11 protein-coding genes are annotated in these 14,866 nt (G+C 73.6%); all 11 read left to right on the forward strand.

The features are described from left to right. Positions 1-22: 22 nt before the first annotated feature. The 11 genes from IU369_RS19635 to IU369_RS19690 all read left to right on the forward strand — a co-directional run bounded on the left by IU369_RS19635 (position 23) and on the right by IU369_RS19690 (position 14,734). Complete coding sequence (locus IU369_RS19635; protein WP_217924927.1) at positions 23-1,003, forward strand: DUF11 domain-containing protein; 981 nt, start codon at positions 23-25, stop codon at positions 1,001-1,003. Positions 1,004-1,263: 260 nt separating this feature from the next. After that, positions 1,264-2,880, forward strand: coding sequence for a hypothetical protein (locus IU369_RS19640; RefSeq protein WP_281426264.1), 1,617 nt, complete (start codon positions 1,264-1,266; stop codon positions 2,878-2,880). Beyond that, the gene (locus IU369_RS19645; protein WP_217924929.1) at positions 2,877-3,224 is read left to right on the forward strand and encodes a tail fiber domain-containing protein; all 348 of its coding nucleotides are present in this window, start codon (positions 2,877-2,879) and stop codon (positions 3,222-3,224) included. The genes IU369_RS19640 and IU369_RS19645 overlap by 4 nt, the downstream gene beginning before the upstream one ends. Then, positions 3,221-5,365 carry a hypothetical protein gene (locus tag IU369_RS19650; RefSeq protein WP_217924930.1) on the forward strand — a complete coding sequence of 715 codons (2,145 nt, stop codon included), beginning with the start codon at positions 3,221-3,223 and terminating at the stop codon, positions 5,363-5,365. Before IU369_RS19645 ends, IU369_RS19650 begins: the two co-directional genes overlap by 4 nt. Positions 5,366-5,441: 76 nt before the next feature. Further along, positions 5,442-5,999: a hypothetical protein gene (locus IU369_RS19655; protein WP_217924931.1), complete on the forward strand. Its 558-nt coding sequence runs from the start codon at positions 5,442-5,444 to the stop codon at positions 5,997-5,999. A gap of 134 nt (positions 6,000-6,133) precedes the next feature. After that, a complete protein-coding gene (locus IU369_RS23445) occupies positions 6,134-9,949 on the forward strand; it encodes a protein kinase domain-containing protein (protein WP_246551654.1) in 3,816 nt (1,271 codons plus the stop codon). Next, entirely contained in the window at positions 9,946-12,036 is a 2,091-nt protein-coding gene (locus IU369_RS19670) for a hypothetical protein (RefSeq protein WP_217925191.1), read from the forward strand. The genes IU369_RS23445 and IU369_RS19670 overlap by 4 nt, the downstream gene beginning before the upstream one ends. An 85-nt stretch (positions 12,037-12,121) precedes the next feature. Then, a complete protein-coding gene (locus tag IU369_RS19675; protein WP_217924932.1) occupies positions 12,122-12,706 on the forward strand; it encodes a cyclodeaminase/cyclohydrolase family protein in 585 nt (194 codons plus the stop codon). Then, a complete protein-coding gene (locus tag IU369_RS19680; RefSeq protein ID WP_217924933.1) occupies positions 12,703-13,239 on the forward strand; it encodes an RNA polymerase sigma factor in 537 nt (178 codons plus the stop codon). Before IU369_RS19675 ends, IU369_RS19680 begins: the two co-directional genes overlap by 4 nt. Positions 13,240-13,319: 80 nt before the next feature. Further along, a complete protein-coding gene (locus tag IU369_RS19685; RefSeq protein ID WP_425516840.1) occupies positions 13,320-14,099 on the forward strand; it encodes a S8 family peptidase in 780 nt (259 codons plus the stop codon). Continuing rightward, on the forward strand, positions 14,096-14,734 hold the full coding sequence (locus IU369_RS19690; protein WP_217924934.1) for a GAF domain-containing protein: 639 nt from the start codon (positions 14,096-14,098) through the stop codon (positions 14,732-14,734). Before IU369_RS19685 ends, IU369_RS19690 begins: the two co-directional genes overlap by 4 nt. Positions 14,735-14,866: the final 132 nt, after the last annotated feature.

The raw sequence follows: 14,866 nt of genomic DNA on the forward strand, positions 1-14,866 counted from the left end.
GGTGCTGGCGTGCTTGGGAGTGATGGCGCCGACGGCTCTTGCCGACGCCGACCTGCGCGTCACGGTGTTCGACAACGATCCGACGAGGGGCGTCTCCGTCGGGCTCTCGAACGACGGTCCTGATCCCGCCGCGAACGTCACGTTCACGGTCAGGGTGGCGGGGGCGACGGTGCAGCAGTTCGAATACGCCGGCACGGAGCTGAGCTGCGGATCCTCCGGCGATACGGTCACCTGTACTTCGCCGCTGTTCGACGTGAGCTACAACGGCACACAAGTCGTCGTGCTCCGCCTCGCATTTCCGGCTGCCGGGCCGTACGCCGTCGCGGGGCAGGTCACCAGCAGCACCGCAGATCCGGTGCCGGGCAACAACTCTGCGACGGCGCCGGTTGCTCCGCCAGCGGCACCGACACCGACGCCGCCGACAGTGCCCACGCCCACGCCGCCGGTCGGCGTTCTGCCCGCGCCCGTCCAGGGACGCACCGTCAACGCCGAGCCGGTGAAGGGGATCGTGCGGGTGAAGCGGCCCGGCCAGCGGACCTTTACCGTCCTCCAGGCAGGCGAGCAGATCCCGGTGGGGTCCACCGTGGACACCACCAAGGGGCGGATGCGTCTCACCTCGGCCGCCGGTGGCACGAAGCTCAACGTGGCCGAGTTCTACGACGGCCAGTTCAAGGTCGCCCAGGCGCGCGGTCGTTCGCTGACTCGACTGCTGCTCACCGGCGGCAACCTGAATGCCTGCCCCAAGCCCGGCACCAGGGCGCAGGATGCCAAGAAGCCGAAGAAGCGCCCCGGCCGTCGCCTCTGGGGCAGCGGCTCCGGCGACTACCAGACGGGCGGCCGTCACTCGGCAACGACGGTGAGGGGCACGGTCTGGCTGGTGGAGGACCGCTGCGACGGCACCCTCACCCGGGTGACCAAGGGCAGCGTCACCGTCCGCGACTTCACGGCGCGGCGGACGGTGATCGTGCGGGCGGGCAAGAGCTACCTGGCGCGACGGCCGTGAGACCGCCCGCGCACCGCCGGCCCTGCGGGACGGGCGACCGCGGATGCCGAGGAGCGAACCCGTCACCCGTGCGGAAGTTCACGCGCGCAGCCCGTCAGTTGGAGCGAGGACCCCACCACCAAGGAGCGACGATGATCCCCACTCAGGCAGGCGGGTCCGATCCGGCACGGGTTCGACCCGCGCCGTGCGGCGTGATGCGCCGGACAGTGGGCTCCTTCCTGATGGCGGCGTGCCTTGCCATTTTCACGGCTGCCGCGGCGATGGGAGCTCCCGGAGGCCTTGACCGGGGCTTCGACGGCGACGGCCTTCGTAGCTACGACCTCGGCACGGCTGGGTCTTCGAGTGATGTCGCCGTCCAGCCCGACGGCAAAGTCGTCATGCTGAGCAGCGTCTCGGGCGCAGCCACCGACGGTGATCTGCTGATCACCCGGGTGCTCGCCGACGGTAACCCGGACCTCACGTTCGGGACTGGTGGATCGACGCGGATCGCACCCGCGGGCACCCAGTTCCCCACGGCGCTCGCCCTCGCTCCGGATGGGCGGATCGTGATCCTCGGCTTCGACTCGGGGCTCACCGCGTCGATCCTCGTCGCCCGGCTCACCGCCGACGGCGCGCTCGACCCCAGCTTTGGCGCCGGGAGCGGAGTGCGGACCATCACGGCCGCCGGGGGCATCCCCTCAGACGTGGCGGTGCAGGCCGATGGGCGGATCGTGCTCACCGGCTCGGCCCGGCCGGTGAGCGAGCAGGACATCCTGGTCATGCGCCTGAACGCCGACGGGTCGACCGACGCGGGCTTCGGGGCCGGCGGCACCGTGTTCATCGAGGTCCTCCGTCAGGACATCGGCAACCGGATCGCGATCGCCCCGGACGGGCGCATCGTCATCGCCGGGGCGAGCTCCGGGGCGAGCGGAAACATCGTCGTCGTGCGCCTCGACGCCGCCGGCAACCTCGATGCGTCATTCGACGGCGACGGGCGCTTTGTCAGCACCCTCCCCGAGAACGACTCAGCCCGGGCCCTGGTCGTGCAGCCGGATGGGCGGATCGTGATCGCCGGCTCGCAGGGGATCGCCGGCAAGCGGTTCCCACTCATCGTGCGCCTCACCGACGCAGGTGCTGCCGACCCCACCTTCGGCCAGGCGGGCTTCATGCTGGTGCGCCGGGCCTCCGACGCGACCGGCAACTTCGATGAGCTGGTGATCCAGCCCGACGGCGCGCTCATCGCCACCGGAAGCACGATCGCCCGCCTCACCCCCGAGGGCGCGGTGGACCTGGCCTTCGGCAACGCGGGCCAGGCCCGCATTCCATCCGGCATCAGCGGCCGGGCACCGGTGACGCTCGCCCCCGATGGTGATCTGGTCATGGCCGCCACCACGTCGACCGTGGCCGCGGGCAGTGTGCTGCTCGCCCGCTACGAAGGCGGTGGCACGCTACGACCGGCCCGCTGCGCCGGGCGGATCGCCACCTTCGTCGGCACCAACGCGGGTGAGAACCGGATGCGGGGCACCGAGGGCGACGACGTGATCATGGGGCTCGGTGGCAACGACACCATCTCCGGCCTCGGTGGCAACGATGTCGTCTGCGCCGGCCCCGGCCGCGACAAGGTCCTCGGGAACGCTGGAAACGACCGCCTCTTCGGCGAGGCCGGCCCCGACCGGCTCCTCGGCGGCCCCGGCAACGATCGCCTGTCGGGTGGCCCGGGCCGCGATCACCTGAGCGGTGAGGACGGCGTCGACCGGCTCCTCGGTGGCCCCGGCCCGGACCTGCTGCTCGGTGGCTCAGCCGGCGACATCCTCGACGGCCTCGCCGGACGCGATGAGGCCCGCGGCGGCGACGGACGCGATGTCTGCCGCGCTGAGGTGGTGCGACAGTGCCCGTGAGCGCGGACGAGCCCGAGCAGGCAGGGCCCAGCCCCTCCCAGGCCATGGCCCGCCTTCGCCGGATCCGTGGCGTCAGCTGGGAGTGGAAGGACCCGAGCCACCCGAGCCACCGCCCCGGCCGCCAGATGGGTGTGATCGCACAGGAGGTCCAGGAGGTCTTCCCCGACCTGGTCCGCGAGGGCGCCGATGGCTACCTCACCGTCGACTACGCCGGGCTGCTCGCCCCGGTGATCGAGGCGATCAAGGAACTCGATCTGCGTCTCGAGCGAATCGAGCGGCACATCGGCCTTCCACACGAGGCGCCCAGCGACGATCCAGGTGTTCAGCCCGAGGAGATGAGATGAGCTTCACGTCCGGCCGGCGGGTCGGCCCCTACGTCGTGGAGGCTCCTGTCGCCGGCGATGGCGGTTCGGGCCGCTGGACCGCCTCAGAGCCCGGGATGGATCGCCAGGTGCTCCTCACCGTGACACCGCTTCCGGCCGACGCGACCCAGCGGGATGAGTTGCGTGACCGACTCAGGCGGCGGGCCGCCCTCGAGCACCGGGCGCTGCTGCCGGTGTATGAGGTGGGCGAGGAGGAGGGTTTCGCCTGGCTCGCCACCCGCGCCCCGCAAGGCCGTCCTTCGTCGGCTGCGTCCCCGCTCGGGCCCGAGCGGGGTGCGCGGGCGGTCGAGGATCTCGAGTCGGCGCTCGTGGCGCTCGCCGGCACGGGCCTCGCGCCGCGGCGCATCGGCCCCGAGGACGTCGTCATCGAAGGTGATCGCGCGTTCCTCCTGCCGGGGGATCTGGACGGCGGCACCGATTCCTCGGCGGCAGAAGCCGACCTCGGCCGCATCACCGCGGGGCTCACCCGCTCCGGTCGTCGGTCGCGCACGGCTCTCCTCGCCGGCGTCGCGGTCGCGGTCGTCGCCTGTCTGGCCGTTCTCGTGGTGGTCCTTGCGACCCGCGGCGAATCCGAGCAGGCCGCCTCGGCCGATGCGCCTGTGGCGACGGTGGCGGCGAAGATCCCCCTGGGTGTGAGCCCGCGCGGGGTCGCCGTCGTCGACGGACAGGTCTGGGTCGGCAGCGGCGCCGGCGTGCTGCGCATCGACCCGGCCACCAACGAGGTCGTCGGGGGACCGATTCCCGTCGGCCGCGACCTCGAGGTCCTCAACGTCGAGCCCGGCGACGGAGTCGTCTGGGCGGCGGTGGGGGCGCCGGAACCGGGGTCTCCCGGAGCTGTCGTGCGCATCGACGCATCCTCGGGGCGTGTGACGGGTCGCGTCGCCGCGGGGGCCGGGACGGCGGACGTCCGGGAGCACCGCGACCTGTTGTGGATCGCCCGCCTCGGGCCGGCGGGGCCCGAGCTCGTCCGCCACGACGCCCGGTCGCTGGCGGCCGTGGGCGAGCCGATCCCCCTCGGAGAGCAACCCACCCGCCTCGCCTTCACCGACGAGCACGTCTGGGTCAGCGACCTCGCGGGTGAGGTGATGCGCGTGCCCCTCGACGGCTCCGGGCCGCCGACCCCGTTCATCTTCGGCGGGGCGGGCTTCGGCGCCGTTGCCGACGGCGGGGTGCTCTGGGTCCCCGACATCGTCTCGCGGAGCGTCAGCGCCTACGACGCCGCCTCCGGCCGGCCCCTCGCCGATTCGGCCGTCTTCGAGCACCAGGTGACCACGGTGCGCGCCACCGAGGACGCGATCTGGGCGACGACCGTCGACGCCGGGCTCTACGAGATCGATGGCCCCGTCGACCTCGTCCGCGTCGACCCGGTGTCACGGGCCGCCGTCGGGGAGCCGGTGCGCCTCGGCGACGGCTTCCGGGGAATCGCCGTCGACGACGGCTCCGTCTGGGTGCCGACCGCCTCGGACGAGACCCTCTGGCGCCTCGAGCCGTCCCCGATCCCCCTGGCGGCCGAACCCCCGGACGGGCCCTCGTCCTCGAGTACCGCCCGAACCTTGACGCCGGGTCCGCTCGGGGTGGGGCCGAGGACGTCGACGGTCTTCGCGGTGCCGTTCCGCGTCGCGCCGTCGGATGAGCGGTGGCTCGCCATCGGTGAGACGACCGAGGTCGTCGATTTCGTGCGCTACGACGAGCCCGAGGTCCGCCTCTCACTTGTGAGTGCGCAGAGGTTGTTCCAGGTCAGCGGCCGGCTCGAGCCGCTCCAGAGCGCAGACCAGCTGCTCGACCGCCTCCGATCCGACCCCTCCGTGACGACCGAGCCGTTGCCGCCGGTGCGCGTCGGCGATGCGACCGCCCGCGGCCTGCGTGTCCGGGTCCGCGACGTCACCGTGGCGGCCCCCTGTCCGGGCCTCGCCTGCATCCGGCTCCTCCCGATCGAGGACGGCAGCTTCTTCCTCCTCCGCAAGGAGGGGCGGGTCGATGACATCTACGCGGCCGACGTCTCCGGCCGGGTCCTGATCGTCGATCTCGAACAGCCCGCCGACAGGCCCCTCACCGCGACCCCCGCGACGCTCGAGGATCTCGGGCTCTCGTGGGACGGCTGAGATGGACGGGGAAGATCCGCCGCGCCCTGGCCGTCATGTGCACGACGAACCACTCCCATCCCCTGAAGGAGCGATCATGAGCGCCGAGAGCAACGCCCCGATCATCGAGGCCGAGGGCCTGCAGGTGAGCGAGATGAGCGAGACCGAAGCCCACGCCTTCCGCCCCGGCCGGGACGTCCCCGAGTCCGAAGCCCACGCGTTCCGCGCCGGCCGGGACGCGCCTGAGACGGAGGCCCACGCCATGCGCGGCAAGTCCCCGGCGGAAACGGAGGCCCACATGCCGCGACTCGGCCGCATCGACGACACCGACGGTGAGCCCGAGGCCGCGACCGAAACCGAGACCGAGGCCCACGCGTACAGGTCCGGCCGGGACGTGCCCGAGACCGAGGCCCACGCCGCGCGCGGCCGTGCCAACCCCGCCGAGACCGAGGCCCACGGCCGGCGCGGCCCGGCGCCGTCCGAGACGGAGGCACATGCGTCGCTGCGGATCAGCTTCCCGCCTCAGACCGATGAGCACACCCTGACGATCGTCTACCGGCCGCCGGCCCGCCCCGGTGACGAGCCCGAGGTCGTCCTGCACCGCGCCTACGCCCGCTCGGACGTCCGCCTCAAGCAGGACATCAGGGCCGTCTAGGGGTGGACGCCGCCCCGGCGCAGACGACCGCCTGTCCACGATGCGCGACCCCGGCTCCGGCCGGGGCGCGCTTCTGCGCGTCGTGCGGGGCTCGGCTCGACCCCTCCGGGGAGCGCCCCGACGCCCGTAAGCAGGTGACCGTCGTCTTCTGCGACCTCGCCGGCTCGACGGCCCTCGGTGAGCGCCTCGACCCCGAGGCCCTCCGCGACGTCCAGATGCGGTACTTCGCCGTCTGCGAGCGGGCCCTGACCCGCCACGGGGGGACCGTCGAGAAGTTCATCGGGGACGCGGTGATGTGCGTCTTCGGCATCCCCGTCGTGCGTGAGGACGACGCCCTCCGTGGGTGCCGGGCGGCGCTCGAACTCGTCGGGGCCGTGGAGGACCTCAACGGCGAGCTCGAGGCCGAGTGGGGTGTGCGCCTGTCGGTGCGGACCGGCGTCAACTCGGGTCCCGTGGTGGCGGGCGACCCCGACCGCGGCCAGGCGTTGGTGACCGGCGACGCCGTCAACACCGCCGCCCGCCTGGAGCAGGCCGCCACCGCCGGGCAGGTGCTGATCGGGCCGCTGACCCGCACCCTGGTGGGGGATGAGGCCCTCTGCGAGCCACTCCCCCCGTTGGAGCTCAAGGGCAAGCGCGAGCGGTTGCCGGCGTGGCGCCTCGTCTCCCTGCAGCGGGCCGCGGCGTCGCCGGTGGGTGAGGGCCCCCTCCTCGGCCGCGACGACGACCTCGCCCGGCTGGGCGCCTGGCACGCCGGCGTCACTGAGCGCGGCCGCGGTGGACTCGCGGTGGTGGTCGCCGGGCCGGGGGTGGGGAAATCGCGACTCGTCGCGGCGTTCGCCGCCGACGTATCGGGGCGGGTCCTCAGTGGCCGCTGCCCGCCCTATGGGGAGGGCGTCACCTACTGGCCGCTCGCCGACTGGATCGACCAGATCGGCGACGCCGCCCTCGCCCGTGCGGGCCGCGAGGCGGAGGGTGTCCTCGCCGCCGCCACCGGTCGCGGCCAGGGATCCCCGACGCGCGATGAGATCGCCGGCGCCGCCCGCGGCCTGGTGGCGGCCCTCGCCGAGGACGGACCCCTGGTGCTCGTGGTCGAGGACGCCCAGTGGGCGGAAGCGGCGATGCTCGACCTGATCGACGACCTCGCCCGGGTTCCCGGGGTGGCGGTGGTCGGCGCCGCCCGCCCCGAGCTGCTCGAGGTCCGACCGGGCCTCGCCGGTGGCCGCGACGACCTGTTGCTGCGCATCGGCCCCCTCGATGACGTGGCGGCGGCGGCCCTGTCGCGGCACGTCGCGGCGGCCCTCCCCGATGCGGAGCGGGCGGGGCTCCTCTCCGCGGCGCGCGGCAACCCCCTCGCCGTCTGCCAGCTCGCCCGGCACCTGGCCGAAGGGGGCGATCCGGGGGCGCTGCCACCGGGGCTGGAGGCGGTGCTGCAGGCGCGTGTGGAGCGCCTCGACCCGGAGGAGCGGTCGGTCGCCGAGCGGGCGGCGGTGATGGGCCGTGAGTTCTGGGACGACGGCCTGCGTGTCCTGTCGCCCGAAGCCCCGGCCCCGGCGGTCGCGATCGCGGGGTTGGTGAGGCGTGAACTGGTCGCCGAGGGCCGCGCCGACGCCGCCCCCGAGGTCCAGTCACCGACGCTCTCGAGGGCCTTCGCGGCGGAGAGCCGCCCCTACAGTTTCACCAGTTCCCTGATCCGGGACGCCGTCTACCAGGGGATGCCGAAGCTGCGGCGCGCCGACCTGCACGAACGCCTCGCCGGTGTCCTCGGCGACGCCTCCGCGGCCGATGAGATGGTCGCCTTCCACCTCGAGCGCGCCGCCCGCCTGCGGGCCGAGCTCCGGCCCGAGGATGCGCGGTCGCTGGCGGGACGCGCCGCCGAGCGGCTCGAGCGGGCCGGTGAGAGGGCCCTCGCCCGCGAGGACCCGGTGGCCGCCCGCGCCCTTCTCACCCGCGCCGCAACGCTCCTGGCTGATGACGACCAGGCCCGCTCGCGTATCGAGGCGAGCATCGCCGAGGTCGGGCCGACCCCCGGGATGGAGTTGCTGCCGGGTGATGTGCTCGGTGGCTACCGCGTCCTCGGCCAGGCGGGGCGCGGGGGGATGGGCGTCGTCTACCGCGCCGAGGACCCGGCTCTTGGGCGGCAGGTGGCGTTGAAGGTGATCGCCCCGGCCCTCTCGGCGGATCCGCGTTTCCGTGAGCGGTTCGCCCGTGAGAGCCGGATCGCCGCCCGCCTCGAGCATCCCTGCGTCGTCCCCGTCTACCGCGCCGGCGAGGAACACGGGCAGCTCTACATCGCGATGCGCTTCGTCGATGGGACCGACCTCGCGGCCCTGCTGCGTGACGGGCCGCTGCCGCCGACGCGCACCGCGGCACTCGTCTCACAGGTCGCGGAGGCCCTCGACGCCGCCCACACCCGTGGCCTGGTGCACCGCGACGTGAAGCCGGCGAACGTCCTCGTCACCGGCGACGGGACGGCCGAGCACGCCTACCTCACCGACTTCGGGTTGACGATCGAGCAGACCGGCGACGGCGGGGGCCTGACGAAGACCGGCCACTGGGTCGGGACGCTCGCCTACATCGCCCCCGAGCAGATCCGCGCCGAGGGTGTCGATGCCCGCGCCGACGTCTACGCCCTCGGCGCGCTTCTCCACCAGTGCCTCACCGGCCGGCTGCCGTTCCCGGTCGACACCGAACTCGAGGCGCTCGCCGCCCACCTGGACGACCCGCCGCCAAAGCCGAGCGAGCATGGCGCACCGCGTGCCTTCGACCGGATCGTCGAGCGTGCGATGGCGAAGGACCCTGAGGACCGGTACCGCTCGGCGGGGGACCTCGGACGCGCGGCCCTCGCCGCGGCCTTGGGTGAGAGGGCGCGGCTCACCGAGCGCAGCGTCGCGACGGGTGCGGCGGCGCCGGTGCGCGGGGACCGCCACCTGCGCACCCGCGCTCGCCGGCGGCGCACGGTCATCACCTCGGTGGCGGCGGCGGCGATCGTGGCGGCATCCGGTGTTGCGGCGACGCTCGCCCTCACCGGTGGAGGAGGCGGCACCGAGGCGGTTGCCGCGAACCCGGCGGGGCGGGTCGTCGGTCCACCGATCCCCATCCCGATCGCCGGCGACCGCGTCGCCGCCGGGGACGGCCAGGTCTGGGCGATCGCCACCGGCGGCGGCAACCTCGCCCGCCTCGACATCGACTCCGGGGAGGTCGCCGACTACCCGCCGGCGATCGACCTCGGGGGAGGGGAGTTCCCGGACGTCGCGGTCGGCGCCGGCGGGGTGTGGGCTGCCCATGCCATCGAGACGGTTGGCGGCGTCGACCACGTCGATCCCGCCACGGGGGACGCCGTCCAGCGCGTCAGGTTCCCGGGCGCCCGGGCGCTCGCGACCACCGAGGGCGCCGTGTGGGCCGTCTCGGGCACGCCTCAGGCCGCGGAGGCCGGGAGCCTCGTGCGGATCGACCCGGTGAGCGACCGGCGTGTCGGGGCGGCGGTCGCCACCGGCCGCGGCCCGGCCGACGTCGCAGTGGATGGAGCCGGGGTGTGGGTGGCGAACACCCACGCCGACTCGGTGTGGCGGTTCGACCCGGACACGCGGAGGGTCCTCGCCCGGATCCCCGTCGGCGACGATCCCCGTGCCATCACCGTCGGCGCGGGCGGGGTGTGGGTCGCGAACGTCGGCGACCGCACGATCACACGGATCGACCCCGCGACGAACCGCGTCCAGGGTGCGCCGATCTCACTCGGCAAAGAGATCGAGGACGTCGTCGCATCGGACCGGGCCGTGTGGGTCGCCGCCGCCGACGGGACCGTCACCCGCCTCGACCCAGCGACCGGCCAGACGGTCGGCCAACCACTCCCCACCGGGCGCGCCCCCCTGGCACTCGCCGAGGACGCAGGCGTCGTCTGGGCCGTCAGTGCCGCCGACCGCACCCTCACCCGGATCGAGGAGTCTCGATGAGCGTCACCCCCGGAACCCGCATCGGCTCCTACATTGTCGAGGCGCCCCTCAGCTCCGGCGGTAGCGTCGAGCGGTGGACCGCCTCCGGCGGCGGAGGTGATCGCAGCGTGGTGTTGATGGTCGTGCGCCTGCCCGAGGACCCCGTCGAGCGAGAGCAGACGCGCGAGACGTTGCGCCGGGTCGCCGCGGTCGAACACCCCGGACTCCTACCGGTCTACGAGGCCGGTGAATCCGGCGACGATGCCTGGGCGGCGGTTCGGGCGACCGGGGGCCGCACCCTCGCCGACGGGCGGGACGTCTCGCGGGAGGCGGCGGCGCGCATCCCCGCGACCCTGCGCTCGGCGGTCGATGCCCTCGCCGCCGCCGGACTCGCGCCGAGTGCCGTCGCCCCCGCGGATGTCCTGGTCGACGGGGAGCGGGCCTACCTGATCCCGGCGGACCACCTCGCCGGCGACGACACCGGCCCCGCCCACGCGGACATCGACCGCCTCCCCATCCCGACCCGCCCAGGTCGCCGCCGGCCGCTGCTCATCGCCGCGGTCGTCGCCGCCGTCGTCCTGATCGGTGTCGCCGTGTTCGCGTTCTCGCAGTCGGCGGGTGACGAGGCCCCAGCGCCGTCGCCGACGGCGAGCGTGGCTGGACGGATCCCCCTCGGGATCAGCGAACCCGGGGCCATCGCGGTGGACGACACCTCCGTCTGGGTCGCGAGCGAGCGCGGCATCGTGCGCGTCGACGTCGCGACCCAGACGCCGATCGGTGCGCCGCTTTCGCTCGAACCGGTGCTCGGACCCGACGCGATGATCGCCCACGACGGCTCCCTCTACCTCGCACGTGAGGCGGACGTCGTGCGCGTCGCACCCGAGACGGGGCGGATTTTGGCGCGCCGGCCCCTTCAGGGTGCGATCGGGCTCGTCGTCTCCGGTGATTCACTGTTCGTCAGCGTCCAGAGGGGCGCCGCGGCGGGCCGGGTCGTCGAGTTGGCCGCGGATGACCTCACCCCGATCCGCTCGACGGAGATCTCGGGTGCGAATCCGCTGAGCATCGAGGCGACCGACGGGGGCGTCTGGGCGGTCAACCAGGCGTCGGGGACCGCCGAGCTCGTCACCGACGAGGGAGTCGCCCCCGTCTACGTCGGCGCCGAGCCGGTCGGTGGGGCCGCCTCAGCGGAGGTGATGTGGGTCGCCAGCCCACGCGACGGACTCGTCATGTCTCTCTCTGACGACCCCACCATCGACCGGGTCGTCCACATCGACGGTGCACCGGTGTTCCTCTCACCGGCGCAGGACGGGGAGGTCTGGATCTGGGATCCGGCCGCCCTCCGGTTGACCCGCATCGATGCGGGGGGTGGGTTCGTCGGCACGCCGCTCGACATCGACCAGACGGCCGGCGACGTGATCCCCGGCCCGATCGTCTCTGGCCCGGATTCGGTCTGGCTCGTCCTCGGCGGGGACCTCCTCCGCGTGCGTCCCGCTCAGGATGACCCGGGGGTGGGTGAGGGCCCCGCACTGGCACCGGGGGATCTGGTCGCCGGTCCGACGCGGGACAACGGGTCCCGGGTCCGTGCCTCCGGCTTCGCCCTCCCGGTGTCCCTCGTGGTCCCGAGCGCCGGCTGGTTCCATGAACTGCCGGGGCAGGCGGACGCCATCTCCCTGCGGTGGTCCGCGCTACCGACCGAACGCGAGGCGGTCGTCGCGATCGACACGCCGACCCGGCTCTTCGACGGCCGCGGGGGCGTCCGACGCGTTCGCACGGTCGATGAAGCTCTGGAGGCGATCCAGCAGAACCCGGTCCTCCGGGCGGGGCCGGCGACCCCGGTCAGCCTCGCCGGCACCGAGGGCGTCACGCTCGATGTGAGTGCCCTCCCCTCCGAGCGGTTCGTCCCCCTCTGCGGGGCGCCCTGCGCCCCGTTCTATCCGCTCGCGGATGCCACGGTGATCGTCGAGCCGCGCACCCCACTCCGGGTTACCCTCCTGGAGGGGGGAGACGGGAGGGTGATCCTTGTCAGCCGCCCGGCAGGACGCTTCGGCGCCGACTTCCAACGCGAGAGCGCGCAGATCATCGAGTCCCTGCAACTCGAGGGCCAGTGACGCTCTCCGGCCGGTGTTGGCTGCCGGCAATGCCATGCGCTGATGACTCGCGTCGCACCCGGTGCTCTGCGAGGATCGCGGCGCCGTGGCCCCCACCGTCTCCGCCCACGTGATCGGGCTCCTGGCCGACCTGAGTGATCCCGGGAGCGGCGTCGGGACGGGCTCCGCGGCCGCCGCGGTCGGCGCGATCGCCGCAAGCGCACTCCAAGGGGTCGCCCGGGGGTCGCTCGATGAGTGGAGCGAAGCAGGTGGGTCGGCGGCGCAGGCGGAGGCGCTCGCTGCCCGGCTCGCGTCACTCGCCGTCGAGAACGACGAGGCGTACCGGCAGGCGCGGGCCGCCCTCGAGGGCGAGTTGCCGACCGGCGATCAGGGCCGCCGTGACTTCACCCTCGCGCAGGTGCTCGACACCTCCGCCCGTGTCCCGGGGCGCATCGCCGCCGCCGCGGCCGACGTCGCCGAGCTCGCGGAGAGCCTCGCGGGCCACGCACTCGACCGACTCCGTCCCGACGCACGCGCATCGGGGGTCCTCGCCGCGGCCGCCGCCGATGTCGCAGCCCAACTGGTCGAAGTGAACCTCGGTGAGCGAGCGGATGGTGCCCTGCGCTCCGCGGCGCGCGCATCCGTGGCGCGCGCCCGTCAGGCATGCGTGCGAACGGGCGGATGCACGTGAGTGGCCCGCCGGCGACGGCCCCCGCCGACGCGGAGATCGTGCGGCGCTGCCTCTCCGGTGAACAAGCCGCATGGTCGGAGCTGGTCGAGCGGTACAACCGCTACGTCTACGCCATCTGCACCCAGGCGTACCGCCTCTCCCCGCATGACTCCGAGGACGTCTTCCAGGAGACCTTCGCCCGCGTCTATGAGCACCTCGGCCGGCTCAAGGACCCGGATGCACTGCGGCCCTGGATCGGCCAGGTCACACGTCGGTTGTGCGTCGACCGGATCCGGAGCTCCGGCCGGGAGGTTGTCAGCGAGGACCTCGAGCCGGTCGAGGCCGACGAGACGATCGCCCGGCTCGATGAGGCGCTCGGGGTGCATCAGGCCCTCTCCGGCCTGCCGGAGCACTGTCAGGAGGTCCTCGACCGATTCTTCTGCCGTGATCAGAGCTACCACGAGATCGGGGAGGCCCTCTCCATCCCGTCGGGGACGATCGCGAGCCGCATCTCGCGGTGCCTGGTCCGCCTACGCGCCATCTACTCGGCGTGAGTGGCGAGGCCCCATCGCCGCCCGCAGGCGACGTTGACGCTGACCTGCGCGAGCTCCCGGCCTGGAGCCTCCCGGCCGAGGTGGAGGCCCACGCGGCGCGCATCCCCCCGCTGCCCGGCCGCATCGACGCCGAGGTCGCCTGGGGCGGCTCCGATGGATCCGGTGTCCGGGTCTGCGTCCTCGACTCGGGTGTCGACGCCGACCATCCCGCCGTCGCCCCCGTGGCGGAGGCCTGGTCGATCACCGAAGGCGAGGAGGGGGTCTTCCAGTTCTCACCCGACACGGCGGGTGATGCCTGTGGCCACGGCACCGGGTGCTGCGGCATCGTCCGCCGGCTCGCCCCCGGCTGTGAGCTGATCAGCGTGAAGGTCCTCCCCGACGGCTTCACCGGGTCGGGCGCCATGATGCTCGCCGGGTTGCGCTTCGCGATCGAGCGCGGCTACGAGGTCATCAACATGAGCCTGTCGACGAGCCGTCCCGAGTTCGTCGGCCTACTCCACGACCTCGCCGACACCGCCTACTTCGGGCGTTCCCTCATCGTCGCCTCCGCCCACAACCTGCCGGTCGAGAGCTACCCGTGGCGCTTCGCCTCGGTGATCTCCGTCGGCAGCCACGAGCGCGATGATCCGGAGCTGATCGTCGCCAACGGATCCCCACCGGTCGAGTTCTTCGCCCGCGGGGTCGCGGTAGAGGTGCCATGGCCGGGCGGGGCGATGATCACCGCAACCGGGAACTCGTTCGCCACCCCACACGTCTCAGGGCTATGCGCCCGCATCCTCTCCAAGCACCCCGGACTCACACCGTTCCAGGTGAAGACCGTGCTCACCGCCGCCTCCGGCGGTGTCGGGGCGCCGCGATGAGCAGGGACGGTGAGCTACGCGCCGCGGTCGCAGCCGCCGCGCTCGGTGCTGATGAGGCCCACCGTGAGCTACTCGACTCGGTCGTCCAGACCGCCCGGGCGATCTTCGGTGCGCGGGCGTCGTCGGTGTTCCTCCTCGATGAACCGGCAGGGGAGTTGGTCTTCGCCGCCGTCTCGGGGGAGGGGGAGGCCGACCTGATCGGTCGTCGCTTCCCCGCAGGCACCGGCATCGCGGGATTCACACTCGCGAGCCGTCAGCCCCTCGTCCTCGACGACGTCTCCCGCGACCCCCGCTTCTCCCGCGCCGCCGCCGAATCCACGGGCTACGTCCCACGCGGGTTGATGTCGGTCCCCCTCCTACGCGGCGACCGGGCGATCGGGGTGCTGCAGGTGCTCGACCGCCAGGCCGGTCGCTTCGGCCTGGCGGAGATGGAACTGCTCGGCCTCTTCGCCGGCCAGGCCGCCGCCGCCCTCGACGTCCTCGAGCGGGCCCGCCGCGCGCGGGCGGTCCTCGACGACGGCGACGACCGGTTGGCCGCGGTCGCCCGGCTCGCCGAGGCCCTCGATCGGACGGGCGGCCGCCGGGGGGACGCCGCCGACCGGCTGCTCGCCGCACTCGGGGACCTGATGCGATGACGCGAGCGCCTCACCGCGACCACAGGGGGCGCCTCGCGCGCCCCCTCGGATCGCCCGCGCCTTCGGGTCCCGGGTCCGTTCCCCCCGGCCTGACTTACGAGGGAAGATTTCTCCCGGCGGCCGCGTCATGAT

Origin of the sequence: Miltoncostaea oceani, assembly GCF_018141545.1 — a bacterium.
GTDB classification, from domain to species: Bacteria; Actinomycetota; Thermoleophilia; order Miltoncostaeales; family Miltoncostaeaceae; genus Miltoncostaea; species Miltoncostaea oceani.